The organism is Micrococcus sp. EYE_212, assembly GCF_023147585.1.
GTDB lineage: Bacteria > Actinomycetota > Actinomycetes > Actinomycetales > Micrococcaceae > Micrococcus.
Genome location: NZ_JAHXOZ010000001.1, coordinates 102406 through 129011, shown reverse-complemented (window position 1 = coordinate 129011; position 26606 = coordinate 102406). Strand labels below are relative to the sequence as shown.

Here is a 26606-nt window from a genome sequence, read left to right as displayed (position 1 = left end):
CTAGGATGGGCTGTCGGTCCATCGTGGCCTGACCCTGCCTGCACGCGTCGAACGGTCCGATCCGGACAGTCGGCGCGGCCCGTCCCACCGCCGAGAGGAGCGATCATGGACACCGACGAACGCCCCGACGCGGGGTCGCCGTGGGTCATCTCCGTGCGCGACCTCCTGCGCGGAGCCGGGATCCAGCGTCACGTGACGGCCCAGTGGCCCGCCCCCGAGGGGGTGAGCACGCCTGTCCTCGGCGTCCCCGCGGGGGACCTCGTGGACGTCGAGCTGCGCCTCGAGGCCGTCCACGAGGGCGTGCTCGTCACCGGCACCGCGGACGCGGACCTGGTGGGCGAGTGCGGCCGCTGCCTGACCCCTCTGCGCGAGGGGATCACCGTGGACCTGCAGGAGCTGTTCCTCACCGGCGCGTCCCGGGACGAGGCCGGCGACCAGCCGATCGTGGTGCACGAGACCGTGGACCTGGAACCCGTGTTCCGGGACGCCGTGGTCATCACCCTGCCGTTCCAGCCGCTGTGCCGGCCGGACTGCGAGGGCCTGTGCGCCGACTGCGGCATCCGCCTCGAGGACGCGCCCGAGGGGCACGTCCACGAGCGCGTGGATCCGCGCTGGGCGGCGCTCGCCGCCCTCGCGGGCACCGAAGAGACCTCCAACACCGAGACAGAAGAGAGATAGCCGTGGCAGTCCCGAAGCGGAAGATGTCCCGTTCCAACACCCGTTCCCGTCGTTCCCAGTGGAAGGCCGAGGCCCCCACGCTGGTCAAGACCGTGGAGAACGGCCGCGTGTCCTACCGCCTGCCCCACCAGGCCGAGCTGAAGACCGACGCCGCCGGCACCCCGCTGTTCTTCGAGTACAAGGGCCGCAAGGTCGCTGACGCCTGAGATGGCGTCGTCACCGGCTCGCCGCGGGGTCGCCCCCGCGCCGGAGACACCTGAACTGTTCGAGCGTCTCGGCGTGCACATCACGTCCGAGACGCTCGAACGTGCTTTGACGCACCGTTCGTACGCGTACGAGCACGGCGGCCTGCCCACCAACGAGCGCCTCGAGTTCCTCGGGGACTCGGTGCTGGGCTACGTGGTCACGGACCACATCTTCGCCGTGTACCCGGACCTGCCCGAGGGCGACCTCGCCCGGCGCCGGGCCGCCGTCGTCTCGACGCGTGCGCTCGCGAAGGTGGCTCGCCGGATCGGCATCGGCCCGTTCATCAAGCTCGGCACGGGCGAGGCCCGCACGGGCGGCGCGGACAAGGACTCGATCCTCGCGGACAGCCTCGAGGCCCTCATCGGCGCCACCTACGTGGACCACGGGGCGGTGGCCGCCGCGGCCCTCGTGCACCGGCACGTCGTGCCGCTGCTCGACGAGCCGGACCTGATGCGCGAGAGCACCGACTGGAAGACCGTGGTGGCCGAGGCCGCCAGCCGGCACCGCCTCGGCGAGGTCGTGTACGTCATCGAGGGGCAGGGCCCCGCGCACGACCCGCGCTACCGCGCCACCCTGCGTGTGGGCGGGAAGGACTACGGCTCCGCCGTCGCCAGCTCGAAGAAGCAGGCCGAGCGCGAGGCCGCGGCCGAGTCCTGGCCGGCCCTGGAGGCCGACCTGCCCGCCGCGGGGCGCTGAGCCCGCCGTGCCGGAGCTCCCCGAGGCGGAGGTCGTGCGCCGGGGCATCGCCCGCAGCGCCGCCGGTGCTGCCGCCGGCCCCCTCGAGGTGCTCGACGCCCGCTCGGTGCGCCGCAGCCCCGGGGGACCCGCCGCGCTGCGCGCGCGCCTCGACGGGGCCGTCCTCGCCGAGCCCGCGCGGCGCGGCAAGTTCCTGTGGCTGCCGCTCGCGGACGGCGACGACGCCGTCGTCGTCCACCTGGGGATGAGCGGCCAGGTGCTCGTGGACGAGCCCGCCGATCCTGACCCGCGCCACCTGCGGCTGCGCCTCCCGATCACCACGGCAGACGGCGCGGCGCGCGAGCTGCGGTTCGTGGACCAGCGGCTCTTCGGCGGCTGGTGGCTGGACCCGCTCGTCACCGAGGCCGCGACGGGGGAGCGGATCCCCGCGACGGCGGCCCACATCGCCCTGGACCCCCTCCACCCGCTCTTCGACCCCGCGGCCGTGCACGCCCGTCTGGCGCGGCGGCGCAGCGTCCTGAAGCGCGCGCTCCTGGACCAGTCCCTCGTGTCCGGGATCGGCAACATCTACGCGGACGAGGCGCTCTGGGCGGCCCGGCTGCACCCCGAACGTCCCACCTCCCGCCTGCGCCGCGCCGAGACCGTGGGCGTCCTCGAGGCTGTGCGGGAGATCATGGGGCGCGCCCTCGAGCAGGGCGGCACGAGCTTCGACGCGCTCTACGTGAACGTGGACGGGCGCTCCGGCGAGTATGCCCGCTCCCTGCAGGCGTACGGCCGCACGGGCTCGCCGTGCCGGCGCTGCGCGGCGGAGGGCGTCGTCTCCCTGATCGTGCGCGAGCCGTTCATGGGGCGGGCCTCCCACCGCTGCCCGCGGTGCCAGCCGAGACCTCGGCGGGCCTCCACGCGCCCCGGTCCCTAGACTGTGCGGAGCCATTCCCGACAGGAGCCGACGTGACCCAGCCCCCGCAGACGCCGTGGACGCCTCGTGACCCCGCAGACGGCACGCCGCCCGAGGACTCCGTCGCGGAGCACCGGCAGCCGGCGGGGCCCACGCCCGCGCCGTCCCCGGCCCGGGGCCGACGACGGCGTCGCCGCCGCTGGCCGTGGGTCCTCGGCCTCCTCGCGCTCCTGCTGGGGGCCGCCGTGGTGCTCGCGGGCTGGTACGCCGTCTCGCTCGGGCGCGTCTACGACGAGCAGCGGAACACCGTGGACACCGGGGCTCTCGACGACGCCGGCTCCGGACCGATGAACATCCTGCTGCTCGGCTCCGACTCCCGCTCCGAGGAGGAGGGCGAGGACGCCGGCGACGGGCGCTCCGACACGATGATGCTGGTGCACCTCCCAGCGGACCGGGAGCACGTCTACATCATGTCGATCCTGCGCGACACGTGGGTGGAGATCCCCGGTCGCCACCAGGACAAGGTCAACGCGGCGTTCGCGATGGGCGGCTACCCGCTGGCCGTCGACACCGTGGAGCAGCTGATGGGCGTGCCCGTGCACCACCTCATGGAGGTGGACTTCCAGGGCTTCCGCGGCGTCACGGACGCCCTCGGCGGCGTGAAGGTCTGCAACCCCACCGCCTTCTCCTCGGGGCAGACCAACCCCTCCTACTTCCCGCGGGGCGAGATCCTCCTCCAGGACACCGCGGCCCTGCGCTACGTGCGGGAGCGCCACGCGTTCGAGGACGGGGACATCACCCGGGTGGAGAACCAGCAGCGCTACGTCGGCGGGGCCCTGGGGCGCTTCCTGAGCCCGGAGATCCTGGCGAACCCGGGCCGCACCTCCGACGTCGTCTCCGTCCTCTCCCGGCACCTCTCGGTGGACGACGGCCTGGACGCCGCCACCGTGGCGTCGCTGGCATGGCAGCTGCGCGAGGTGGGCCGCGAGGACGTGGAGATGTTCTCCGTGCCGATCGCCGGGTTCGGCCGCTCTCCCGGCGGCCAGTCCATCCTGGAGCTGGACCCGGCCAGGATGGACTCGCTGCGCTCCGCCCTCGCGGCGGACGACGTGCAGCGCTACATCGAGGCGGAGGAGGCCGCGCGCAGCCGCCGCGCGGCCGAGAAGGCCGCGGAGGCGTCCGCGTCCCAGAGCGCGTCCAGCTCCTCGACCACCGCGGAGCCGAGCCCGTCCGCGTCGTCCGCCCCGAGCTCGTCCGCGCCGCCGGCCCCGAGCCCCGCCGTCCCCGAGGAGGTCTGCGGTGGCTGACGCCCGCTCCGCGGGCCGTGCCCGCCCCCCGCGTCTGATGCTCGTGACGCACTCCTACCGCCCGGAGCGCACGCCTCCGGCGCGACGTTGGGCCGTCGTGGTCCGCGTGCTGCGCGAGGCCGGCTGGGACGTGGACGTGATCGCCCCCGGCGGACTGCGCGCCTCCCACGGCGACGACGGCGAGCGCCTCCTCCCCACGCCGCGGCTGGCACGCGGGGCCGGGAGCCGCAACGGACGCTTCGTGGAGGCCGTGGTGCACAGCGTGCTCGCGGTGCCGCGGGGCCTGCTGGCACCCCGCCCCGACGTCGTGGTGGCCACCGTCCCCGCCCTTCCCGTCGTGGTGGCCGGCTGGGCCCTGTCCCGCCTGCGCCGACGCCCCCTCGTGCTCGAGATGCGCGACGCGTGGCCGGACCTCGCCCATGAGGCCGGGGTGCACGAGGGCCCGCTGGGCAGGGCCATGGAGCGCGTCGTGGCGGGCGGGCAGCGGGCCGCGGACGTCGTCGTGACGGTGACCGAGGGCTTCGCCGAGACCCTGCGCGCGCGGGGGATGGGCGCGGTGGTGACGCTGGGCAACGGCGTGGATCTCGGCCGCGTGCGCACCGTGCCGCCCCGGGAACGGGCCGCCGGGGAGCTGCGTGTCCTCTACCTGGGCAACATGGGGGAGAGCCAGGGCCTCGAGCGCCTCGTGGAGGCCGCGGCCCGTCTGCGCGCATCACATCCCGGCGTGCAGGTGCGCCTCGTGGGGGATGGCGTCCGCCGCGCGGCGCTCGAGGAGCTGAACGCCCGCCTGGGCGGGGCCGCGGAGCTCCTCGAGCCCGTGTCCGGGGACGCGGTCGGCGAGCAGTACGCGTGGGCGGACACCCTCGTGGTCTCCCTGCGCCCCGATTGGCCGAGCTTCCGCCACACCGTCCCCTCCAAGACCTACGAGGTCCTCGCGGTCGGCCGTCACGTCACCGGCCAGGTGACGGGGGAGGCCGCCCACACGCTGGAGGCGGCCGGCGGTGCCGACGTCGTCGGCCCGGGCGTGGACGACCTCGTGGCGCACCTGGCCGCGCTCGCCGCGGACCCCGCCCGGACGGCCGTCGGCGACGGCGGGCGGGCGTGGGTGAGCGAGCACGCCCACCTGCCCGCGGTGGCGGCGCGGTACGAACGCGTGCTGCGCGCGCTCCTGCCCGACGGTCGACCCACCCCGATGCGACAGGAGAACCTCGTCCCATGACCTCCCCGTCCTTCCCTGGGCGCGCCGCCCTGGGCCGTGCCGTCCGCACGGCCCGCACCGCGGCGCGCGGCGCCGTGCGCACCCTCCCGTCCGAGCAGCAGGCCCTGCTGCGCCGTGCCGGGGGGCGGGCCCTGCGCGAGCTGCCCCCACTCGTGCAGGCGCCGGTCCGGCGGCTCGCCGGCGCCGCGCCCGCCCGCCTCCCTGCGGTCCCGGCGGTGACCGGCCGGGCCGCCGCCGCGGTGGACGCCGATCCGCGCGCGGCCGCCCGGCTCGAGGCCGCGCTGGGCGTTGTCGACGTCTCCCGCACGCCGTCGGGCGGGCGGGCCGTGGGCGTGGTCGCGGCCGACGACATCCGGGCCGCCCTCGCCTCGGCGGGACACCGCGTCGTGCCGATCGTGCCCGGCACGGCGGTCGCCGTGGCCGAGCGGGTGGAGGCCGTCGTCGTGGACCTGGACGGGTTCGCGGGCGTGTGGGACGGCGCCCTCGACGCGACGGGCGTCGCCCTGTTCCGCGAGTTGCGTGCCGCGATGGCTGCCGCGCACGGTCGCGGCACCACGTGCTGGGTCCTCTCCCGAGGCCCAGGCCGCCACCGCCTCGGCGCGCTCGCCCTGCTGCGGGCGGAGGACGCCGTCGTCGTCACGGCGGGGGCCGATCGCGCCCCCGCCCACCTCACGGAGGACCCGGGGGACGCGTCGCTCGGCCTCGCCGACCTCCTCCGTGCCTGCCCGGAGGCGGCCTCGTGACCGCCGGCCACGAGCCCCTCCTGCCCGGTGACCCTGCTCCCGCCGCGGGCGTGCGCGTCCTGCTCTACGGGGACGTGGACCTCAACGTGGTCGACGGCTCGGCCCTGTGGCTGCCCTCGATCGCCGAGACCCTCGCCCGCACGGGCGCGCACGTGGACGTCCAGCTCAAGGCCGAGGAGCGGCGCGACCTGCTCTCCGAGCCCCTGCGGCGCCTGCCCGGCGTCCGCGTGCTCGACGCCCGGCCGCGGCCCAGTCAGCACGCCATGACGCCCGTCCGCGCCGTCGAGGTGCTGCGCGAGCGGGACGAGGCCTCGCCCTACGACGTCGTCCTCGTGCGCGGTGTGCGCGTGTGCGGGGCCCTCGCCGATCGCCAGGCCTTCCCCGGCCGGCTGTGGTCCTACGTGACGGAGTACGGGTACGGGCCGGCGGACTTCACTGCGGAGACGGCCGAGCGCCTGGGGACGATCGCCGCCGCCAGCCGCCTCATGCTCGCCCAGACGCCTGCGGCAAGGGCGGTGCTCGAGGCCATGGTCCCCGCGGCCGCCGGGCGCACGGCGATCCTCTCGCCGATGGTCCCCGACGCCCTCGCGCCCGTGGCGGGCCCTCAGGACCGCGGCACCGGGCCCCTGCGGCTCGTCTACACGGGCAAGTTCGCCCGCCGCTGGCGCACGGACCTCATGATGGACGTCCTCGCGGCCCTGCAGGCCCGCGGCGTGGACGCCACCCTGACCATGGCCGGGGACAAGGTGCACCGCGAGCCCGACGACCCGGACTGGGCCGAGTCCATGCAGGCCTCCCTCGAGACGCCCCGCCTCGGCTTCACCTGGACCGGCGCCCTCAGCCGTGCGGACGCCACGGCGCTCACGGCGGGCGCGGACGTGTCCCTGGGGTGGCGGGACCCGGACCTCGACCTCTCCCTCGAGATCTCGACGAAGGTGCTGGAGAGCTGCGCTGTGGGGGTGCCCCCGCTCGTCAACCGCACGACCGCGCACGAGGAGCTGCTCGGCGCGGACTATCCGCTGTTCGTCGACGGGGCGACGGACACGGCCGAGGATGTCGCAGCGCGGCTCGCGGCGGTCCGCGCCGACCTTCCCGCGCTCTCGCGACGCGTCGTCGCCGCCGCGGAGCCCTATCGGGTCGGCGCGCGCTCGCGGGAGCTGCTCTCGTGCCTCGAGCGGGTCGGCGCCGTCGACGCCGCCCGGGCTCGGAACGCCGGCGGCGACGCCTCGCGGACGGGGCGGACACGCGTCGTCGTCGCCGGGCACGACCTGAAGTTCGCCGGCGAGCTCATCGACCTGCTGCGCGACGACCCGTCGGTCGAGCTGCGTCTGGACCGCTGGCCCGCCCTGCACCGGCACGACGAGGCCGCCTCCCGCCGCCTGGCCGAGTGGGCCGACGTCGTGGTGTGCGAGTGGGCCGGGCCGAACGCCGTCTGGTACGCGCGGCACAAGCGGCCGGGCCAGCGCCTCGTGGTGCGCCTGCACATGTTCGAGCTGCGGGGCGGATGGCTTGCGGACCTGGACGCCTCGGCCGTGGACCTCGTCGTCACCGTCTCCGACCTCTATGCCGGCCTGGTGCGCGGGCACCTCGGCCTCGCCGAGGACCGGGTGACCGTGATCCCCAACGCCGTGTCCCTCGCAGATCTGGACCGCCCCGGGCTGCCGGGCCGGCGACACCGGCTGGGCCTCGTGGGGATCGTGCCGCTGCGCAAGCGCCTGGACCGGGCCGTGGACGTGCTGGCCCGCCTCCGCGTCGAGGACGAACGGTTCACCCTCCACGTGCGTGGCCGCATGCCGTGGGAGTACCCGCACGAGTGGCGGAAGCCGGAGCAGCGCGAGGGCTATGCCGAGCTGCTCGCCCGCCTCGGCGCGTCCAGCCTGCGCGAGGCTGTGGCGTTCGAGCCGTTCGGCGCGGACATGGGATCCTGGCTGACGAAGATCGGCTGGGTGCTCTCCCCGTCCACCGCGGAGAGCTTCCACCTGGCCCCGGCCGAGGGCATGGTCTCCGGGGCCGTGCCCGTGGTGTGGGCGCGCCCCGGGGCGGCCGGGGTCTTCGGGGAGCGCTTCGTGGTCGCGGACACGGAGGACGCCGCCGCACGCATCCTTGAGGCCGTCCACGACGACGCCCGGTGGGACGCTCTGTCCGCTGCCGCCCGGGAGCGTGCCGCCGACTTCGACGAGAACGCCGTGGCCGCGCTGTGGCGGGACGCCCTGCACCTCCCGGCGCACCGCGGCGCCGTCCGAGGATAAGGTGGGGCGACCGTTCCTGAGGCGCCCGCGCGACGGGAGACGGTCCGGTCACCCCCGCAACGAGCAAGGAACCTGAGCGTGAGAGAGATCCAGTCGGTCGCCGTCGTCGGCCTCGGCTACATCGGCCTGCCCACGGCTGCCATCCTGGCCGAGCACGGCGTCCGCGTCCACGGCGTGGACGTCAGCCAGCGCACCGTGGACGCGGTCAACGCCGGAACCGTCCCCTTCGTGGAGCCGGACCTCGCCGAGTTCGTGTCCCGCGCGGTCGCGGCGGGCACGCTCACCGCCTCCACCACCACGCCCGCCGCGGACGCCTACATCGTCGCCGTCCCCACGCCGTTCACGGACGGCCACGCGCCGGACCTGCGGTTCATCGAGGCCGCCGCGCGGTCCCTCGCGCCGCGGCTGCGTGGGGGCGAGCTCGTGATCCTGGAGTCCACCTCGCCCCCCGGCGCCACCGAGCACATGGCCGAGGTCATCCTCGCGGCGCGACCCGACCTGCGCGAGCGGGGGATCGACACGGCCCACTGCCCCGAGCGCGTGCTTCCCGGCCGCGTGATGGTCGAGCTCGTGACGAACGACAGGATCGTGGGCGGCTCGACGCCCGAGGCCGCCGAACGGGCGAAGCGCCTCTACGAGACCTTCTGCCGCGGGGAGATCCTGCTGACGGACAGGCGCACGGCGGAGATGGCCAAGCTCGTGGAGAACTCCTACCGCGACGTCAACATCGCCTTCGCCAACGAGCTCTCGGTGATCTGCGACGAACTCGGGATCGACGTCTGGGAGCTCATCGAGCTGGCCAACCACCACCCTCGTGTGGACATCCTCCAGCCCGGGCCGGGGGTGGGCGGGCACTGCATCGCCGTGGACCCCTGGTTCATCGTCGACGCGGCACCCGCCTCCGCCCGGCTCATCCGCGCGGCCCGCGAGATCAACGACGCCAAGCCGCGATGGGTGATCGACCAGGTGAAGGCCGCCGCGTTCGACGTCCTGCAGGACACCGGCCGCCCGCCCGTGGTCGCCGCCCTCGGGCTCGCGTTCAAGCCCAACATCGACGACCTCCGCGAGTCGCCGGCCCTGACCATCGCGGTCGACCTGGCCGAGCAGCTCCACGCATCGACGGTGCTCGTCGCCGAGCCCCACGTGGACGAGCTCCCCGCCGCGCTCGCGGACCGCGAGAACGTGCGCCTCGTCCCCGCCGAGGAGGCCGTGGACCGGGCGGACGTGGTGCTCCTCCTCGTGGACCACCACGCGTTCGCCGGCCTCGGCGAGGCCGCCCGCGGCAAGCGGGTGGTCGACACCCGCGGCCAGTGGCGCCCCGGCACCGGAGGCTGACCGTGCTCCGAGCCCGCCGGCCCCTGCTGCGCAGCCTCGCGCTGACCGCCCAGACGGTGCGCGAGCACCTCGCCGACGACCCGGTCCTCCTCGCTCTGCAGATCTCCCGCCGCCTGCCGCGCGCGGTGACCGAACGGGCCGCCGCCGTCCTCACCCGGGCCCCCGGCGGCGTCGCCGCAGCGGTGGGCCACGAGATGCGCGGCGAGCGCGAGGCCGGGCTCGCGTCCCTCGAGCGGGCGGACGACGTCAGCCCCGCCGCCCGTGTGCACCGCGCCGACGCCGCGCTGGGCCTCGGCCGGCCCGACCTGGCCGCCGCCCACCTGGACTCCGTGCCCGTGGGGCTGCGCGCCGCGGCATGGACCGCGGCCGCCGCACGGCTGGCCGCCCACCGCGGCGACCTCGACGAGGCGGCGCGCCTCGCCGCCGTGCACCCGCGCAACCGTCACCTCGCCCGTCGCATGGCGGGGGAGCGGGACGCCTTCCGGGGGGCGACGCCGGTGCTCGCCCGGGAGCGCTCCTACGCCCCGGTGCCGGGACGCGTCCTGCACGTCCTCACCAACTCGCTGCCCCACACCGGGTCCGGCTACGCCCAGCGCAGCCACTCGATCCTGCGCTCCCTCCGGGAGGAGGGGTTCGCCGTCTCGGCCGTCACCCGCCCGGGCTACCCCGTGCAGGTGGGCGTCCCGTGGGCCGCCGAGCGCGACGTCGTGGACGGCGTCGCCTACCACCGGCTGCTCCCGGTCCGCCTGGCGCAGGGCCAGGCGGACCGGTTCGTGCAGCACGCCGAGCTGCTCGCCGACCACGTCCGCAGGGAGCGCCCCGCCCTGCTGCACACCACAACGCACTTCGCCAACGCCGCCGCCGTGGGCGCGGTGGCGGACGCGTTCGGGATCCCGTGGGTGTACGAGGTGCGCGGCCAGCTCGCGGACACCTGGGCGGCCGCGCGCGGGCCGGAGGCGCGCGAGTCCGAGCGGTACCGGCGGTTCGTCGAACGCGAGGCGGAGGCCGCCGCCCGGGCCGACGGCGTCGTGACCCTCGGCGAGGGGATGCGCGAGCGCCTCGTCGCGGGCGGCGTGGCCGGTTCCGACGTCGTGCTGTGCCCCAACGCGGTGGGCGAGGCCTTCCTCGCGGAGCCGCCGGACGCGGCTGCCGCCCGCGCTGAGCTGGGCTGGGACGACTGGGCCGGGGCGTTCGTGGTGGGAACCGTCTCGAGCATCGTGGACTACGAGGGGCTGGACACCCTGCTGCGCGCCGCCGCCCTCCTCGCGCCGCGGCGCCCGGACCTGCGCGTGCTGATCGCCGGCGACGGCGTGGCCCTGCCCGGGCTCAAGAGCCTCGCCGCCGAGCTCGGGATCGGCCCCCTGTGCCGCTTCCCCGGCCGGGTGCCCCGTGCGGCCGCGCGCCTGCACCACGCCGCCATCGACGCGTTCGTGGTGCCCCGGCGCGACCTGCCCGTGACTCGCTCGGTCACCCCCATGAAGACCGTCGAGGCCTCCGCGACGGCACGGCCGGTCATCGCCTCGGACCTGCCCGCGCTGCGGGAGCTCGTGGAGGACGGACACACCGGCCTGCTCTTCCCTGCCGGCGACGACGCGGCGCTCGCGGACGCCCTCGACCTGCTGGGCGAGGATCCGGCGCTGCGCGCCCGCCTGGGCGCCGAGGGCCGTGCGTGGGCGCTCGAGACGCGGACGTGGGCCGGCAACGCCCGGCGCTACCGCGAGCTGTACGCGGGACTCGGGGTGCATCCGACCCGCTGAGGGCCGCCGCACCGTGCCGCCAGACGGGTCACTCGCCGCCCGCGAAAGGGCCCGGTGCTAGGCTCGGCCCCGTGCCCCGTGGCCGACCCGCGTCGCGCGTCGGGGCCGGCCACATCTCCCTGGACCGCGGACCGCGCAGGGAGCCGCGCACGGAAGGAACAGCTGGATCCGGATGAAGATCGCCGTCGTCGCCCTGGGGAAGATCGGACTGCCCCTGGCCGTCCAGTTCGCGAGCAAGGGCCACGAGGTGGTCGGCGTGGACGTCAACGCCGCCGTCGTGGATCTGGTCAACGCGGGCACCGAGCCGTTCCCCGGTGAGGCCCACCTCCAGGAGAAGCTCTCCGAGTCCGTGCGGGCCGGCCGCCTGCGCGCCACCACCGATTACGGGGACGCCATCCCCGGCGCGGACGCGGTCGTGCTGGTGGTGCCGCTGTTCGTGGACGAGGAGGCGCGCCCCGACTTCGGCTGGATGGACGGCGCCACCGGCGAGCTCGCCCAGCATCTGACCGCCGGGACCCTCGTCTCCTATGAGACCACCCTGCCGGTGGGCACCACCCGCTCCCGCTGGAAGCCCATGCTGGAGGAGGGCTCTGGCCTGACCGAGGGCGAGGACTTCCACCTCGTGTTCTCCCCGGAGCGCGTGCTGACCGGCCGGGTCTTCGAGGACCTGCGTCGCTACCCCAAGCTCATCGGCGGCCTCTCGGCCGCGGGTGCGGAGAAGGCCCGCGAGTTCTACGAGGCCGTCCTGGACTTCGACGAGCGCCCCGACCTGCAGCGCCCCAACGGCGTGTGGGACCTGGGCAGCGCCGAGGCCTCCGAGATGGCCAAGCTCGCCGAGACCACGTACCGGGACGTGAACATCGGCCTCGCCAACGAGTTCGCCCGCTACGCCGGGCAAGCCGGGATCGACATCTACCAGGTGATCGAGGCGTCCAACTCGCAGCCGTACAGCCACATCCACCGCCCGGGCATCGCCGTGGGCGGCCACTGCATCCCCGTGTACCCCCGCCTGTACCTGTGGAACGACCCCGCGGCGGACATCGTCCGCACCGCGCGCGCCGTCAACGCCGGCATGCCGGACTTCGCCGTCCAGCTCCTCGCCGAGGCTCATGGCGACCTGGCCGGCCAGCGCGTCGTCGTCCTCGGCGCCGCCTACCGCGGCGGCGTGAAGGAGACCGCCTTCTCGGGTGTCTTCGCCACGGTCGGCGCCCTGCGCACCCGCGGCGCCGAGGTGAGCGTCCACGATCCGATGTACACGGACGAGGAGCTGCGCGGCCTCGGCTTCGAGCCGCACACGATGGGCGCCGAGGTGGACGCCGCCGTGCTGCAGACCGACCACGCCGAGTACCGTGCGCTGACCCCGGCGGACCTGCCCGGCGTGCGGACCCTCGTGGACGGCCGCAACGTGACCTCGCCCGAGGCCTGGGCCGGCGTGACCCGCCGCGTCATCGGCGTCCCCGCGGACGCCTGAGGGGCCCGGAGATGACCGAGACCGCGGAGTTCTTCACGGCCCCCGGGGCCGACGTGTCCGCCGACGCCCGCATCGGCGCCGGCTCCAAGATCTGGCACCTCGCGCAGGTGCGGGAGCAGGCGCGCCTCGGCGAGCGGTGCATCGTCGGCCGCGCCGCCTACATCGGCACCGGCGTGGAGATGGGCGACGACTGCAAGGTTCAGAACCTGGCGCTCGTCTACGAGCCCGCCCGTCTGGGCCGGGGCGTCTTCATCGGCCCCGGGGTGGTGCTGACGAACGACACCTACCCGCGCGCGGTGAACCCGGACCTCTCCCAGAAGTCCGGCGCGGACTGGGAGGCCGTGGGCGTGGACATCGGCGACGGCGCCGCCATCGGCGCGCGCTCGGTGTGCGTGGCCCCCGTGCGCATCGGCGCGTGGGCACTCGTGGCCGCCGGGTCCGTGGTGACCCGGGACGTGCCGGAGTTCGCCCTCGTGGCCGGCGTGCCCGCGCGTCAGCTCGGCTGGGTCGGCCGCACCGGCCGTCGGCTGGAGCAGCAGGACGGGGTCTGGGTCTGCCCGGACACCGAGGAGAGGTTCATCGAGGAGGACGGCGCGCTGCGCGCGGCCGGCCAGGAGGAGGAGTCCCATGCCTGAGTTCATCCCGGCGGCGAAGCCGATCATCGGCGACGAGGAGCGGGAGGCCGTGGACCGCGTCCTGCGCTCCGGCATGGTGGCGCAGGGGCCGGAGGTCAAGGCCTTCGAGGACGAGTTCGCCCAGGTGATGGTGGACGGCCGCGAGTGCGTGGCCGTCAACTCGGGCACCTCGGGCCTGCACCTGGGTCTGCTCGCGGCGGGCATCGGAACGGGCGACGAGGTCATCGTGCCCGCGTTCACGTTCGCGGCCACCGGCAACGCCGTGGCGCTCACGGGGGCCACGCCGGTGTTCGCCGACATCGAGCTGGACTCCTACACCCTCGATCCGGCAGACGTGCGGGCCAAGGTCACCGAGCGCACCCGGGCGATCATGCCGGTGCACCTGTACGGCCACCCGGCGCGCATGACCGAGCTGCAGGAGATTGCGGACGAGCACGGCCTGATGGTCTTCGAGGACGCCGCCCAGGCGCACGGCACCCGCTGGCAGGACCGTCCCGTGGGGACCTTCGGGGCCTGGGCCATGTTCAGCCTGTACCCCACCAAGAACATGACCTCCGGCGAGGGGGGCATGGTCTCCGTGGCGGACCCCGACGTGGCGCGCCGGGTGCGGCTGTTGCGCAACCAGGGCATGGAGGTGCAGTACCAGAATGAGCTCGTGGGCTTCAACAATCGCATGACGGACATCCACGCCGCGATCGGTCGTGTGCAGCTGACCAAGGTCGGCGCGTGGACCCGCCGCCGACAGGACATCGCGGCACGCTTCGACGCCGAGCTTTCGGGCGTGACCACACCCGTCGTCCTGGAGGGCGCCGAGCACGTGTACCACCAGTACACGGTGCGCCTGCCCGAGGCCCTCGCCCCGAAGCGCCCGGACATCCTCGCCCGCCTCAAGGAGGAGTTCGGCGTCGGCACCGGCGTGTACTACCCCGTGCCCACCAATGAGCTGCCGTCCTTCGGCATCGAGGCGGACCTGCCGAACACCCGGGTCGCAGCGGCCACGGTCTTCTCCATCCCCGTGCACCCCTCGCTCACCGACGAGGACGTCACACGCGTCGTGGAGGCCGTGAACACCGTGGTGGCGGAGGCGGGCGCATGAGCATCCGCACCGGACTGATCGGCCTCGGGATGATGGGCCGCCACCACGCGCGCGTCATGCGCACCGTGGAGGGCACGCAGCTCGTGGCCGTGGCGGATGCGATGGGGGATCCGCACGGCGTGGCCGGAGACCTGCCGCTGTACGACTCCGTCCAGGGCCTGATCGAGCACGGCGTGGACGCCGTCGTGTGCGCGGTGCCCACCGGTCTGCATGAGGAGGTCGGCCTCGCCCTGGCCGCCGCCGGCGTGCACGTGATGGTGGAGAAGCCGATCGCCCACAGCACCGAGGCGGGCGCCCGCCTGGTCGAGGCCTTCGAGTCCGCGGGGCTCGTGGGGGCCGTCGGCCACATCGAGCGATTCAACCCCGCCCTGCAGGAGCTGCGCCGCCGTGTCCAGGCCGGCGAGCTCGGCCGGGTGTTGCAGATCTCCACGCTGCGCCAGGGCGGGTTCCCGGCGCGCATCGCCGACGTGGGCGTGGTGAAGGACCTCGGCACGCACGACATCGACCTCACCTCATGGCTGGCCGAGAGCCCGTACGAGCGGGTGGCGGCCGAGACGGCCGCGAACTCGGGCCGCGAGCACGAGGACATGGTGGTGGCGTCCGGGCGCCTGGCCTCCGGCGTGATCACGAACCACGTGGTCAACTGGCTCTCCCCGGTGAAGGTCCGTCAGACCACCGTGACGGGCGAGCTCGGCGCTTTCGTGGCGGACACGGTCACCGCGGACCTCACGTTCCAGGCCAACGGCTCCGTGCCGACCAGCTGGGAGGCCGTCTCTGCGTTCCGCGGGGTGTCCGAGGGCGACGTCACGCGCCTCGCCATCGCCAAGCCGGAGCCGCTGAAGACCGAGCACGAGGCGTTCCGCGACGCGATCGTGGGCGTCCGGCAGGACCATGTGTCCATGGCCGAGGGCCTGGACACCCTGCGAGTGGCGGAGGCGTTGCTGGAGTCGGCCGGACACGGGGAGACGGTGCAGCTGTGAGTCCTTCGCCCTGGCGCGCCCAGGCCCGCCGGGCCCTGCGCCTCGGCGTCGCCGGGGCCCGCACCCTGCCCGCTCCTGCCAAGGACGCACTCAAGGCCGCGGCCAGGACGCTTCCCCAGGACTCGACGACGGTGCGACGCCTCCGTCGTGCGGTGCGCGCCCAGCCGGGCGCCGCGGCGGCACGTCGTGGCCGCCCGTCCCATGGCTACGGGGGGTTCCTTCACCTCGCGGACGCCGGCGACACCTACACGCCGCAGGAGGCGGCCACGTTCCTCCAGCTCGAGAACGCCGTCCTCAAGCGCCGCCTGTTCGCCGAACCGCTTCCGCCGCTGCCGCCGACCGGGTACGAGGATGAGGACCGCGCGGCAGCACCGGCTCGCGTCGCCGAGTACCTCGATCTCGCCGGGCACGGCTCCGATCGGGACGCGCCGCTCCACCTCATCCTCCTGGCGGTCTATCCCACGGAGGAGAACCGCTACGGCAACGGCTTCGTGCACCGCCGCGTGAAGTACTTCCAGTCTGCCGGCGTCCGCGTCCACATCGCCGTCATCGACCGGGCCTCCGAGCCGCATGCGTACGAGTACGACGGCGTGCCCGTGATCGTCGGGCGCGGCGAGGAGGCGGCCGAGCTGCTGCGCACGCGGCCGTATGACTCCGTGGCCGCCCACTTCCTCGGCCGCGCCCTGTGGGAGCCGGTCAAGGATGCCCTCGCCGGGCACCGCTTCTTCGCGTTCATGCACGGCTTCGAGTCCCGACGCTGGATCCGCACGGTGCGGAACCACCGCACCCAGGAGCAGCTCGACGGCGCCATCCAGGACACCCTCGAGCGTCAACGATTCTGGCGCGAGGTGCTGGCCCATCCGAACGGCCCCGAGCGCTTCGTGTTCGTCTCCCGCTGGTGGCGCCGCGCCGCGCAGGAGGACATGGAGCTCGTGTTCCCGGGCCAGCGATCGGCGATCGTGCACAACGTGATCGACACCGACCTCTACCGCTACGTCCCGAAGGACCCCGAGCAGCGCTTCCGTGTCCTGTGGGTGCGCTCGGCGGCGAATCTCAACTATGGTCCGGACCTCGCCGTGCGCGCGCTCGAGCGGCTGCGAGAGACCCCTCTGTGGGGGAAGGTCTCCGTGCGCGTCATCGGTGACGGCAAGCACTTCGGCCTGTTCGAGGAGGCCTTCGCGGACGACGAGAACGTCGTCGTGGAGCGCCGCTTCGCAGGCCAGGAGGAGATTGCCGTGCTGCACCGGGAGCACGGGATCTTCCTCGTGCCCTCGCGTGCGGACTCCCAGGGGGTCTCCCGTGACGAGGCCATGTCCTCCGGCCTCGTGCCGGTGACCAACGACGCCGGCGCGATCACCGAGTTCGTCGACGAGACCTGCGCGGTGGTCGCCGGCTTCGAGGACGTCGACGGGCTCGCCGCCGGTCTGCGCCGTCTCATGGAGGACCCGGACCTCTTCCTGCGGATGTCGGCGGCCGCGGCGCGCCGCGTACGCGCGCAGACCTCCCCGGAGCACACCGTGGAACGGGAGATGACCCTGATGGGCCTGCGCCCCGGAGCGCAGCACCAGACCCGGGAGGCGGGAGCATGAGGGCACTGATCCTGAGCACCGGAGTCGGACCCGCCGAAGGGCTGGTGGTCCTCAACGCGACCGCGGCCGGCCACGAGGTCGACGTCCTCGACGTCGCCGCACACTCGTGGCTCCGGCGGACCCGCAGGAACCTCCCGAGGCTCTTCCCCTGGACGGGAACCTGGGCGCTCCGCGAGTCCGGGTCCCAGATCGCGCGCAGCATGCGCGCGATCATCGCGACGGGCGACTACGACATGGTCGTGACGTCCGGCCTCGGCGCAGGGGCGTTCGCATCCCGCCACGTGGAGGAGGAGTTCGTCCCGCTGCTGTGGCGCGGCGACCTGGACTTCTCAGCCGCGCGCAAGCACGCCGCCGAGGACACCGCGCGCCTCACGACGGCCGTGGACCGCCTGTTCCTCGAGGACGAGTGGGAGTTCGACAAGGCGTTGTCCAAGGGCTCACGCAGCGCCCACCTGCGACACCTGATCCCGGCCGTGCCGGCCACGGCGCTCGCCCCGCTCGAGTCCGCGCCGGTGCCCCCGCACGTCGTCGCGCTGCACCCCGAGCGCAAGGACGACGAACGCCTCGAGAACCAGCTCGCGGCGCTCGGTTCAGCCATCGCCGAGGTCCCCGGGTCGAGCCTGAGGCCCCTGTCGGCGTCGGCCCTCTATCGCCGCCGGGACATGGAGCGGAATCGGGGGTTCGACGCCGTGACGCGGGCCCGCCTCGACGGCGCGACCCACGTCGTCCTCGTCGGCTCCTCGCGTGACCACGCCGCGGTCGGTGACCTGCTGCTCGCCACGGGATTCCGAGGACGCCTCCTCGTGGAGGACACGATCGGCACGGGCGCGTGGGCCGAGAGTCGGGGCGGCGTGCGATCCGGTCGCGGGCTGCGCCTGGTCGCGGAGCTGTCCGCCATGCTCGAGGCGCCGGAGGCGCAGGAGAGTGCGTCGGAGACCCGTGGCGTCCCGGTGCGGCACGAGGATCTGCTGGCGGCGTACCGCGCGGCCATGGCGGGCCGCGTCGACCGCGACTTCGAGGACCTCGAGGCCCTGCGGCACGCCGGGCCGCTGGACGTCTTCTTCTCCACGTCGCCCCTCGAGGACCGGACCGACGGTGCCCGCCCCCAGCGGGTGCGGAACATGGCGGACGCACTCGACGACGGCGGCGCGGCGGTGCGGATGTCCTCCGTGCCCGGCGTCTTCGACCGACGGGTGCGTGCGGTGCGTGCCGCGATCACGGCCGGCCGCCCCCTCGGACTCTTCTACGGGGAGAACTCGACCTCGCCCATCCCCGTTCCCCGCGTCACCGAGGAGCTCGCCGACGTCATGCGCGAGTTCTCGCGCGCGGGCGGCCAGACTGTGTGGTTCGTGCGCGACCTCCACTGGCTGGACGACATCGAGGGCTACCTCGAGGACGCCGACGCCCGACGGGACACGCAGGCGCGGGGGCTCCTGGAGCTCGAGACGCTCGCGGCCGCGGCGGACCGCCTGGCGGCGCCGTCGATCGAGTCGGGCCGCGGGTTCGACGCCCTGCTCGCCCGGCACGGTCGCGCCGGTCACGACTGGGTGCCGCTGCCGCCGGCCGTGGCGCCGGCGAACACCGTGCCCCCAGGGCTCCGTGCGCCGGGGGACGAGGGGCTCACGCTGCTCTACGCGGGCGGCGTGAGCGGGATCTACGGCCTCGGCCAGTACCTCGACGCCGCCGCGCGGCTGGACGAGGCGATCCGACTGGACTTCGTCGTCCGGCCCGGTGAGAGGGACGCCCTCGACGCTCTCCTCGAGGACCACGGGCTGGCGGACCGGCCCGGGGTCCGCGTCACCACCGTGCCCTTCGAGTGGTACGTCCCCGGGACGGCGGACGTGGTGGGTGTGGTCCTCCTCGGCGGGGAGTACGCGCGCTTCAGCTTCCCGTACAAGACGATGAGCCTGGTCGAGCGCGGCTACCCCATCCTTTGCTTCGCGGACATGGCCATCGCCGCCTTCCTCGAGGAGAACCGGCTGGGCCTCGGCGTGGACCGCGACGCGGACGCGATCCGCGCGGGCCTCGAACGGCTCGCCGAGCTGGGGGCTCCGGGCGTAGGCGAGGCGCAGCGCTCCCAGACCTGGGGGGCCCGGCTGAACGCGGCGAGGGCCGCGTCTGTCCGCTGACGTGGACCCCGTCAGCGGTCGAATGACGCCGCAAGCAGCCGTTCGAGCCGCTCGCTGACGGCAGCGGGGGAATGGACGCGGGTGTGGTATCCGCGTCCCGCCTCCGCCCGATGCGCCCGGGCCGAGGCATCTTCCCCGAGGAGCCTCAGCACCGTGCCCACCAGGGTGGCATCGTCGGCCTTCTCGCAGGGTGGTGCCTCGGTGCCGTCCGGCACCTGGACGGGACCCGTGACCACCGACGACCCAAGGGCCAGTGCCCGTGCCACCGGAGCGCCGTCCTCGCCCGTGTGCAGGGGTGCGAGGACCACCTGGCCCAGGAACGCGCTCGGCCGGCGCCGGTAGCGCGCCGCGGACGGCGACTCGACGGCCACGCCGCGCTCCTCGAGGACTCGGACGAGCTCTGCGACCGCGGCCGCCTCCGCAGCCGTCCGATCGCCCGGCAGGACGAGCACCGAGGGCGCGGCCTGCTCCGGCCCAGGAACGGCGCCGGGCTCGACGGCGACGGGCTCTGGGAGCCACGAGACCCCCGGGAGGAGGGCGGCCTCCACGCGGCGGTGGCTGAAGACGGGCAGACCAGCGTCCACGGCCTCGGCGAACGGCTTCGCCGCGCGACGGATCCGGCGCTCCAGCCGGGCGCGCAGATCCCCGACGACTTCCATCCACGGATGGCCGGGCACGGTGGTGGCGATCTCGTCGGGTTCGAGCAGAGCCAGGTCCCCGGCGAGGAAAGCGACACGGTGTCCACGGTCCCGCAGCGCGAGCAGCTCCGCCGCCGCGGTTCCCCCGGCGCGCCCGTACAGCGGGCCCTCGCCCGTGGAGACGACGGCGCCGTACCGTCGATCCTCCCGGACTGAGCGGGAGAGCATCTCCCACGAAGCCGCGGGACCGTCCGCGACCAGCCCCGGGCCGTCACCGGCCGGTTGAGGATCCCGGCGCCGTGCCGGTCCGCGTTCCGCCGGCCATGCGTCGGCGAGCGCGAGGGCGGTGGGGCCGGTGCCGACCACGAGCAGGCCGGTCTCAGGTGCCCGCTCCCCGGGGTCTGGGGCCGTCTCCACGGGCAGCGCCTCGTCCGAGCCAGGGAGCAGGGATCGCCAGACCGCGTGGAGCTGCCGCTCCGCGCCCTCCCATTGGTGGGCGTCCTGCACCTCGGCCGACGCGACCACGTCCCGGTAGCGCTCGAGGTCGGCGAGCAGCTCCTTCACGGCCCGCGCCAGGTCGCGACCGTCGCCAGGCGCCGCCACGGTGCCGACCCCCTGCTCCCGGACGAACCGTGCCTGCTCCCGGAGGTCGGAGACCACGAGCGGCAGACCGGCCTGCAGGTACTCGCGCAGCTTCGTGGCCACCGCGCTCTCATGGGCGGGTGTGGGGAGCAGGGGGCTGAGTCCGGCCGTGGCCGAGGACACGTACCACGTGACGGACGCCGACGGGACGTAGTCGACGATATGGACCCGCCCTGCCACATCGAGCGCGGCGGCCCGATCGCGCAGCGCCTCCCGCGGGCTGACATCGGCGGAGCCGACGAAGGCGAGGTGGACGCCCGGCAGGTGCGGCAGCGCATCCACGGCCGTCAGGATGCCGCGCACTTCGGCGAGCTTCCCCATGTACACGAGCAACGGCACGTCGGGGCCAAGTCCGCACTCCTCTCGGAGAGGTCGACGGTCCAGGGGATCCATGGGCGCGCGGGTGCTCCACGGCGCGTTGACCACCGTCCCCGGCAGGCTGGGCAGCCGGTGGTAGGCCTGCATCCGCGTGGCAAGCTCGTCCGAGACGGTCATCACGGCATCGGCGGCGTGGATCAGCTCGGCCTCCGCCGCCTTCCAGCCGATCCGCTGGTCCACCGGGCCCGGCATCATCTGCCCCGGGAGCCACTCATGGGCGTCGTACACCCAGGGGGCGTGGGGCAGGCCGCGGGCCGCCCGAAGGCGGGAGTAGGCCGCCGCTGCCGGGAGGGGATGGCGGTCGTGCACATGAATGATGTCCGGCTCGAGGTCGATCAGGACCCGGAGGAAGCCCTCCTCGTAGTCGGACGTCAGGGGCCAGACGTGGCGCCAGCCGCCGGCCAGCCCGGCACGGGCCGTGGTCGCCGCGCGGCGCGCCCGCGCCGCCCAGGGCGCGGACGCGTCCGGCGTCACCCGGGCGAGGATGTCGGCGTCGACGCGCCGTGCGAGCGCGCCGACGCGTCCGCGGACGCCGTCCGGCAGGGCGTGGGGGGCGAGTCCGCGCGCCGCGGCCTGGGCGAGGCCGGGGTCACGCCGGGCGTCGGCGCGGACCATGGCGGTGGCCTCGTCCGGCGCGAGGACCGCGGCCCAGTCGGTGGCATCGTGCGGACCCGCGTGGAGGGTCACCCATGCGGCGTGGCGGCGGAAGGGGACGGGCACACGCAGGATCGGCACCGAGCCGTAGCGGTCGAGGGCGTGGCGTGTGCGGTGGCGGACGCCGATCACCACGACCTCGTAGCCGGCCCGCACCGCCGAGGCGGCGGACTTCTCGACCCTGGAGTCTCCGGACACGTGGTTGCCCACGAGCATGGCCATGCGGAGACGGTCGGAGGTGGAGCGGGGGAGTGGCATGATCTCCTCGGGCCGAGGTCAGGTGGTCCGTCCGCCGACCACCTCTCTCGTGAGCGCCGTGACGACGGTCTCCTCAGCATACGCACAGGCCACGAAGCCGTGGGCGTCCTCCCGGGCCGAGCGCCAGGCCTCCGGCGTCGCCGTCGCCGCGCGGATCGATGCGGAGAGGGAGGCCTCGTCGGGGCACAGCCACGAGCCCGGGTAGAGGGCGTCTGCCCCGGCCCACGCGAGGGAGCGTGGCACGCACCCCTGCGCCGCGCCGTCCGGCAGGGTGAAGTGGAACGACTCGAAGTCGGAGGTGGACAGGGCCACTCCCACTGAGCCGTACCACGCAGGCATGTCCGGTCCGTGAGGGTCCCAGTTCACCGCGCCCGTCAGCCGCGGGTCTTCGGCGATGCGGCGCAGCTGGCGATCGTAGTAGCCGTGCTCGTCCGCGCGCGCGGTCATCCAGGCGACATCCCGCGGATGGTGTCCGCGCACGCGCAGCCGGTAGCGGGGGTCGTCCGCACGCAGGTCGGCGAGCACGTCCAGGGCGCGGTGCAGGCCCTTGCGGCGTGGCAGCACGCCCACGAGCCCGAGGACGAAGCGCCGCTCGTTCTCGGCCGCTCTGGCGGCCGGGTCCACGGCGTCCGGGATCCGGACGGCGTTCGGGATCCAGGGCGCGCGCCGAGCTGGGAAGCCCGTGTCCCTCAGCACCTGGGACCGCACGTGCGGCGCGACGAACACCCAGGAGTCCAGAGCGTCGTGGGCGACGCGGCGGGGGAAGTCAGTGGCCGCCTCCTGGAGGTGGAGGCGGCTGGTCAGGCGCACCCCCTTCGGCAGGTGCCGCGAGTACCACGCCAGGTTGCCGAGGCTCCACTCGCAGTGCACGACATCGGCCCACGCGGCGAGACTCCGGCTCTTCTCGACGTCGTGGCGTGCGTGCCCGGTCCACTGGTCGATGCGCACCTCGTGCCCGTCCGCGCGGAGGCGGTCGACCAGAGGATCGGCGAACTTCAGGTCGTGCCCGGCCACCACGACGCGCCGGGGTTCGCGCCCGACGTCGGCGCGTGGCGCGGCATCGCCGCGCGAGACGAGGGCGCCGTCGCGTTCCACCCGCCACGCGCCCGGGCGGGCCCCCTCGGATGTCCGGGACATCGCCCATGCGCACCGCGCGGCACGTCCGAGATCCACAAGCGGCTCCCACGTGGAGCCTGCCAGCTCGGGGCCGACGAGGGCGCGGCCTCGCGCGGCGGCCGCGTCCAGCAGAGAGGCGCACGCTCGTGCCGGGTCGGGCACGAGGACGGCGTCCACGAGCCCGAGGGCCGCGGCAAGAAGATCGCCCGCGTCGCCGGGACCGGCCTCGGTGACGAGGACCGCCCGACGCTCCCGGGCGGTCAGGGAGTGTACGACGTCGCCGCGTCGGCCGGGGGCGGTCACCACCACCGTGTGAGGAGTGGCTGCGCGCGGGGCGGAGCCGGAGGGGGTGGCTGCCCCGAGGAGGGCGGCCCGGGTCCGGAGGAGCTCCAGCACCGCCCCGGTGTCGGGCGACCCCGGGTCTCCGAGGCCCACGGGCACGAGCAGCCGGCCGGCCTCGCCTGGCTCGCGGGGACCGAGCGGAGCGTAGGCGTCGAGGGAGGGCTTGCGGGCCGGGGTCAGCGCCCGCACCAGGGAGCGTGCAGCGGGCAGCGGGAACGGACCGTCTTGCAGGCTCTCCGCGGACGCGTCCGCGAGGGGGTCGGAGGCGTTGCGCCACGCCACGCGCGGGACGTCGTTGCCCACGACACGGCGGGCCTGACTCAACGCCCTCCGTCCGGCGTCGTCCAACCCGTCCAGCGTGCGGCGGGCGAGGACCTCGCCCCGCGTCCGCCACCGGTCTGCCCAGCGGTGGGCTCGGACGGCGGCGTCCTCCACCGCGGTCCGGCTCACGCCGCCGTCGTCCCGGAGGGCGGCTCGCCGCCGACCCAGGTGATCTGCGGTTGCCGGACGATCTCCCGTTCGGCGTCCAGGATCCTCCGCGCTTCGGCGGGGTCGCGCATGAGCGTCTTCACATAGCGGGCGTAAGCGCGGGCCACGAGGCGGGGCTCGCTGTCCATGGTGAGGACGCCCTTCTCGATCCAGATGGTGCGGGTGCACATCTCCTGGATGGTGCCGAGGGAGTGGCTCACCAGGAACACGCAGCCGGCCTGCTCCCGGAGGCGGTCGAGGCGCACGCGGGTGCGGTCCCGGAACTGCGCGTCTCCTGTGTTGAGCGCCTCGTCGATGACGAGGATGTCGGGGTCGACGGAGGTCGCGATCGCGAACTGGAGCCGGGCGGACATGCCCGAGGAGTAGGCCTTGAGCGGCAGCTGCAGCGTTGCCTCGTCCAGTCCTGACAGTTCCACGACGGCGGCGCGCTTCTCCCGGGCCTCGTCCCGGCTCATCCCCATGGCAAGGCAGCCGAGGAGGATGTTGTCCGAGCCGGACACCTGACTGACGAGGGCGGCGTTGACGCCGAGCATCACGGGGGTGCTGGTCGCGTAGATGCGGCCCGTGGTGGGGCGCATCTGTCCCGTGATGAGCTTCATGAGCGTCGACTTGCCGGAGCCGTTGGTGCCGATCACACCCACGGACTCACCGCGCTCCACGATGAGCGAGAGCGGCTTCAGTGCCTCGACGCTGCTGGTGCGGACGCCGCGCGTCCCCTTCAGCCGGGAGAGCAAGCCCGCCTCCCTGTGCACGGCGTCGGCGGAGCGCACGGTGTAGGTCATCCCCGCCTGGTCGACGACCACGGACGGGGTGACGGTCTCTGCGGTCTCGGTCATCGGTCCTCTCCGTACTGCTCCTCGGCGTTCCAGAACACGACGAGGCCGACGAGGAGGACCACCGCCGTCCAGGCGCCCAGGACGATCCACCGCAGGGGGTCGGCGTCCCGGGCGTAGATGAGGCTGTCGCGGGCGATGTCCAGGACGCAGAACATGGGGTTCAGGTGCATGACGGCCGCCAGGGGAGGGGCGTTCTCGAACCGGCTGGCGCTGAAGAAGACCGCCGAGAAGTACAGCCAGATGCGCGTGCCGAAGGCGATCAGGTTGGCGAAGTCCGCCCAGCGGGCGACGACTCGCGCGAACAGGAGCGAGACGCCCACGTTGAAGAGCGTCTGCAGGGCCAGGAGGGGGATGAGCAGGAGCCACCGCCACGTGATCTCCTCTGCCGGTGGGATGAGAAGGATCAGGACGATCATGACGATCAGCGTCGGCAGGAACAGGAGAAGTTCACGAAGGTTCGTCGCGATCGTCAATGTCGCCCGGGGGAACTGGAACGCACGCACGATCGAGAGGTTGCCGGAGATCGACCGTGAGCCCGCCGTGATGGCCTGGGACGTGTACCGGAACATGAACACGCCGATGATCAGGTATCCGATGAAGTTCGGAATGCTCCGGCCCGTCCCCAGGAGGACGCCGAAGATCACGAAGTAGGCGGCCCCATCGAGGATGGGGTTCAGCACCATCCACAGTCGGCCGAGGGCGTTGACCGACGCGGCGCCTGCGATGCGGGACCGTGAGTCGAACAGGATGAAGGATCGGTAGTCCCACAGCGAGGCGATGTAGCGCGCCAGCCCTGGCCGGGCGCCCACCCTGCGGAGTTCGGACGCGTCCACGTTCACGGTGGCGATGCCTCCGTCACGGTGTCCACCGGGTGCGGCCATGCCGGGGCGTCCTCTCTGCCTGAGTGCGGGGCAGGGCCCCACGTGGGCCCGCTGCATCCGTCGGATCCTACCAAGGCGGACCAGGGCGCGAGCCGTCAGTAGACTCGTAGCTCTGGACCCTTGCCACCCGTGGGCTGCCGCCTGTGCGGCCCGCCGCGGCGCTCCGCTCCCACGCAACCAGAGGATCCCCCGTGCCCATCGTCATGCCCATCTACGGAACCCGACCGGAGGCCATCAAGGTGGCGCCCATCGTGAAGGCGCTCCAGGCGGACGACCGCTTCGACTGCGTCGTCACGGTCACGGGACAGCACCGCGAGATGCTGGACCAGGTCAATGAGCTCTTCGGGATCGTCCCCGACCATGACCTCAACATCATCCAGCCGCGCCAGACCCTCAACGGCGTCTTCGCCCGCACCCTCGCCGGCCTCGACGCCGTGCTGGAGGAGGTCGGCCCTGACGCCGTCCTCGTGCAGGGGGACACCACCACCTCGACGGCGGCCGCCGTCGCCGCGTTCAACCGCCAGATCCCCGTGGTCCACGCCGAGGCGGGCCTGCGAAGCTTCGACATCATGTCCCCGTTCCCGGAGGAGGCGAACCGGAAGATCACCAGCCAGATCGCCGCGCTGCACCTGCCGCCCACCTCGGTCAGTCGGGACAACCTGCTGCGCGAGGCTGTCGCGGAGGAGGACGTCTACGTCACCGGGAACACCGTGATCGACGCCCTCCTGGAGGCCGTGCGGGCCCAGGTGCCGTTCGAGGACGAGCGCCTCGCCGCCCTCGAGTCGTCCGGGCGCCGCATCGTGCTCGTCACCACGCACCGCCGCGAGAACCAGGGTGATGCGATGCGCGGGGTCGGTCGAGCACTGGCCCGGCTCGCGGCCCGCTTCCCGGACGTGTCGTTCGTCCTGCCGGCGCACCGCAACCCCGTGGTGCGCGAGGCGATCCTGCCCCACCTCGAGGGCCTGGAGAACGTGCTCGTCACCGAGCCGCTGGCGTACGGCGAGTTCACCCACCTGCTCTCGGCGGCCACCGTGGTGCTCACCGACTCGGGCGGGGTGCAGGAGGAGGCGCCCTCGCTGGGCAAGCCCGTCCTCGTGATGCGGGAGAACACCGAACGCCCCGAGGCCGTGAGCGCCGGGACCGTCCGGCTGATCGGCACGGACGAGGAGCTCGTGGTCTCCGAGGTCTCCCGCCTCCTCGAGGACCCCCAGGCCTACACCGCCATGAGCACGGCGGTGAATCCCTACGGCGACGGCCGCGCGGCCGAGAGGACGGTGTCCGGGATCGCGCAGCTGCTGGGTGTGGGGGAGCGGCTGCCCGCCTTCGACGGCGCCTGAGCCCCGG

21 protein-coding genes are annotated in these 26606 nt (G+C 74.1%); 17 read left to right on the top strand and 4 right to left on the bottom strand.

Going from position 1 to position 26606, the window contains the following annotated elements:
- Nucleotides 1-105 precede the first annotated feature (105 nt).
- The 16 genes from KZX60_RS00630 (at nucleotide 106) to KZX60_RS00555 (ending at nucleotide 19028) form a co-directional block, all read left to right on the top strand.
- The gene (locus KZX60_RS00630; protein ID WP_248115097.1) at nucleotides 106-678 is read left to right on the top strand and encodes a YceD family protein; all 573 of its coding nucleotides are present in this window, start codon (nucleotides 106-108) and stop codon (nucleotides 676-678) included.
- Between the two features lie 2 nt (nucleotides 679-680).
- Nucleotides 681-884, top strand: a complete 204-nt coding sequence (gene rpmF, locus KZX60_RS00625) for a 50S ribosomal protein L32 (protein ID WP_248115096.1) — start codon at nucleotides 681-683, stop codon at nucleotides 882-884.
- Between the two features lie 73 nt (nucleotides 885-957).
- A complete protein-coding gene (gene rnc, locus KZX60_RS00620) occupies nucleotides 958-1620 on the top strand; it encodes a ribonuclease III (protein WP_248115095.1) in 663 nt (220 codons plus the stop codon).
- 7 nt (nucleotides 1621-1627) lie between these two features.
- Entirely contained in the window at nucleotides 1628-2539 is a 912-nt protein-coding gene (gene mutM / locus KZX60_RS00615) for a bifunctional DNA-formamidopyrimidine glycosylase/DNA-(apurinic or apyrimidinic site) lyase (protein WP_248115094.1), read from the top strand.
- A 32-nt stretch (nucleotides 2540-2571) separates the two neighbouring features.
- On the top strand, nucleotides 2572-3825 hold the full coding sequence (locus KZX60_RS00610; RefSeq protein WP_248115093.1) for an LCP family protein: 1254 nt from the start codon (nucleotides 2572-2574) through the stop codon (nucleotides 3823-3825).
- Nucleotides 3818-5044 (top strand): glycosyltransferase family 4 protein, encoded by a 1227-nt coding sequence (locus tag KZX60_RS00605; protein WP_248115092.1) that lies wholly within the window; start codon nucleotides 3818-3820, stop codon nucleotides 5042-5044. Before KZX60_RS00610 ends, KZX60_RS00605 begins: the two co-directional genes overlap by 8 nt.
- Nucleotides 5041-5787 (top strand): hypothetical protein, encoded by a 747-nt coding sequence (locus KZX60_RS00600; protein WP_248115091.1) that lies wholly within the window; start codon nucleotides 5041-5043, stop codon nucleotides 5785-5787. Before KZX60_RS00605 ends, KZX60_RS00600 begins: the two co-directional genes overlap by 4 nt.
- The gene (locus KZX60_RS00595; RefSeq protein WP_248115090.1) at nucleotides 5784-8036 is read left to right on the top strand and encodes a glycosyltransferase; all 2253 of its coding nucleotides are present in this window, start codon (nucleotides 5784-5786) and stop codon (nucleotides 8034-8036) included. Before KZX60_RS00600 ends, KZX60_RS00595 begins: the two co-directional genes overlap by 4 nt.
- Before the next feature lie 78 nt (nucleotides 8037-8114).
- Nucleotides 8115-9371: a UDP-N-acetyl-D-mannosamine dehydrogenase gene (gene wecC / locus KZX60_RS00590; RefSeq protein WP_248115089.1), complete on the top strand. Its 1257-nt coding sequence runs from the start codon at nucleotides 8115-8117 to the stop codon at nucleotides 9369-9371.
- A 2-nt stretch (nucleotides 9372-9373) separates the two neighbouring features.
- Entirely contained in the window at nucleotides 9374-11128 is a 1755-nt protein-coding gene (locus KZX60_RS00585; protein ID WP_248115088.1) for a glycosyltransferase, read from the top strand.
- A gap of 172 nt (nucleotides 11129-11300) precedes the next feature.
- A complete protein-coding gene (locus KZX60_RS00580) occupies nucleotides 11301-12599 on the top strand; it encodes a nucleotide sugar dehydrogenase (RefSeq protein ID WP_248115087.1) in 1299 nt (432 codons plus the stop codon).
- Between the two features lie 11 nt (nucleotides 12600-12610).
- Complete coding sequence (locus KZX60_RS00575) at nucleotides 12611-13234, top strand: acyltransferase (protein WP_248115086.1); 624 nt, start codon at nucleotides 12611-12613, stop codon at nucleotides 13232-13234.
- Entirely contained in the window at nucleotides 13227-14330 is a 1104-nt protein-coding gene (locus KZX60_RS00570) for a DegT/DnrJ/EryC1/StrS family aminotransferase (protein WP_248115085.1), read from the top strand. Before KZX60_RS00575 ends, KZX60_RS00570 begins: the two co-directional genes overlap by 8 nt.
- Nucleotides 14327-15310: a Gfo/Idh/MocA family oxidoreductase gene (locus KZX60_RS00565; protein WP_248115083.1), complete on the top strand. Its 984-nt coding sequence runs from the start codon at nucleotides 14327-14329 to the stop codon at nucleotides 15308-15310. The genes KZX60_RS00570 and KZX60_RS00565 overlap by 4 nt, the downstream gene beginning before the upstream one ends.
- The gene (locus tag KZX60_RS00560) at nucleotides 15307-16899 is read left to right on the top strand and encodes a glycosyltransferase family 4 protein (protein WP_248115081.1); all 1593 of its coding nucleotides are present in this window, start codon (nucleotides 15307-15309) and stop codon (nucleotides 16897-16899) included. The genes KZX60_RS00565 and KZX60_RS00560 overlap by 4 nt, the downstream gene beginning before the upstream one ends.
- A complete protein-coding gene (locus KZX60_RS00555; RefSeq protein WP_248115080.1) occupies nucleotides 16896-19028 on the top strand; it encodes a hypothetical protein in 2133 nt (710 codons plus the stop codon). The genes KZX60_RS00560 and KZX60_RS00555 overlap by 4 nt, the downstream gene beginning before the upstream one ends.
- A gap of 11 nt (nucleotides 19029-19039) precedes the next feature.
- Here the strand turns inward: KZX60_RS00555 and KZX60_RS00550 are convergent, their stop codons facing one another.
- Genes KZX60_RS00550 through KZX60_RS00535 form a run of 4 tightly spaced genes read right to left on the bottom strand, consistent with a single transcriptional unit; the run spans nucleotide 19040 to nucleotide 25262 of the window.
- Entirely contained in the window at nucleotides 19040-21598 is a 2559-nt protein-coding gene (locus KZX60_RS00550; protein ID WP_248115079.1) for a glycosyltransferase, read from the bottom strand.
- Between the two features lie 18 nt (nucleotides 21599-21616).
- Nucleotides 21617-23506 carry a hypothetical protein gene (locus tag KZX60_RS00545; protein WP_248115078.1) on the bottom strand — a complete coding sequence of 630 codons (1890 nt, stop codon included), beginning with the start codon at nucleotides 23504-23506 and terminating at the stop codon, nucleotides 21617-21619.
- Nucleotides 23503-24381 (bottom strand): ABC transporter ATP-binding protein, encoded by an 879-nt coding sequence (locus KZX60_RS00540; protein WP_248115077.1) that lies wholly within the window; start codon nucleotides 24379-24381, stop codon nucleotides 23503-23505. Before KZX60_RS00540 ends, KZX60_RS00545 begins: the two co-directional genes overlap by 4 nt.
- Nucleotides 24378-25262, bottom strand: a complete 885-nt coding sequence (locus KZX60_RS00535) for an ABC transporter permease (RefSeq protein WP_248115076.1) — start codon at nucleotides 25260-25262, stop codon at nucleotides 24378-24380. Before KZX60_RS00535 ends, KZX60_RS00540 begins: the two co-directional genes overlap by 4 nt.
- 191 nt (nucleotides 25263-25453) lie before the next feature.
- Between KZX60_RS00535 and wecB the strand changes: the two genes are divergently transcribed.
- A complete protein-coding gene (gene wecB, locus KZX60_RS00530) occupies nucleotides 25454-26599 on the top strand; it encodes a UDP-N-acetylglucosamine 2-epimerase (non-hydrolyzing) (RefSeq protein WP_248115075.1) in 1146 nt (381 codons plus the stop codon).
- The last annotated feature ends 7 nt before the right edge of the window (nucleotides 26600-26606 follow it).

Bases quoted from the DNA above. Each gene is read 5' to 3' on its own strand.
- KZX60_RS00630 (WP_248115097.1), top strand. From the start codon at position 106: ATGGACACCGACGAACGCCCCGACGCGGGGTCGCCGTGGGTCATCTCC.
- KZX60_RS00580 (WP_248115087.1), top strand. From the start codon at position 11,301: ATGAAGATCGCCGTCGTCGCCCTGGGGAAGATCGGACTGCCCCTGGCC.
- KZX60_RS00555 (WP_248115080.1), top strand. From the start codon at position 16,896: ATGAGGGCACTGATCCTGAGCACCGGAGTCGGACCCGCCGAAGGGCTG.
- KZX60_RS00540 (WP_248115077.1), bottom strand. From the start codon at position 24,381: ATGACCGAGACCGCAGAGACCGTCACCCCGTCCGTGGTCGTCGACCAG.
- KZX60_RS00535 (WP_248115076.1), bottom strand. From the start codon at position 25,262: ATGGCCGCACCCGGTGGACACCGTGACGGAGGCATCGCCACCGTGAAC.
- KZX60_RS00550 (WP_248115079.1), bottom strand. From the start codon at position 21,598: ATGCCACTCCCCCGCTCCACCTCCGACCGTCTCCGCATGGCCATGCTC.
- KZX60_RS00570 (WP_248115085.1), top strand. From the start codon at position 13,227: ATGCCTGAGTTCATCCCGGCGGCGAAGCCGATCATCGGCGACGAGGAG.
- KZX60_RS00565 (WP_248115083.1), top strand. From the start codon at position 14,327: ATGAGCATCCGCACCGGACTGATCGGCCTCGGGATGATGGGCCGCCAC.
- KZX60_RS00600 (WP_248115091.1), top strand. From the start codon at position 5,041: ATGACCTCCCCGTCCTTCCCTGGGCGCGCCGCCCTGGGCCGTGCCGTC.
- KZX60_RS00575 (WP_248115086.1), top strand. From the start codon at position 12,611: ATGACCGAGACCGCGGAGTTCTTCACGGCCCCCGGGGCCGACGTGTCC.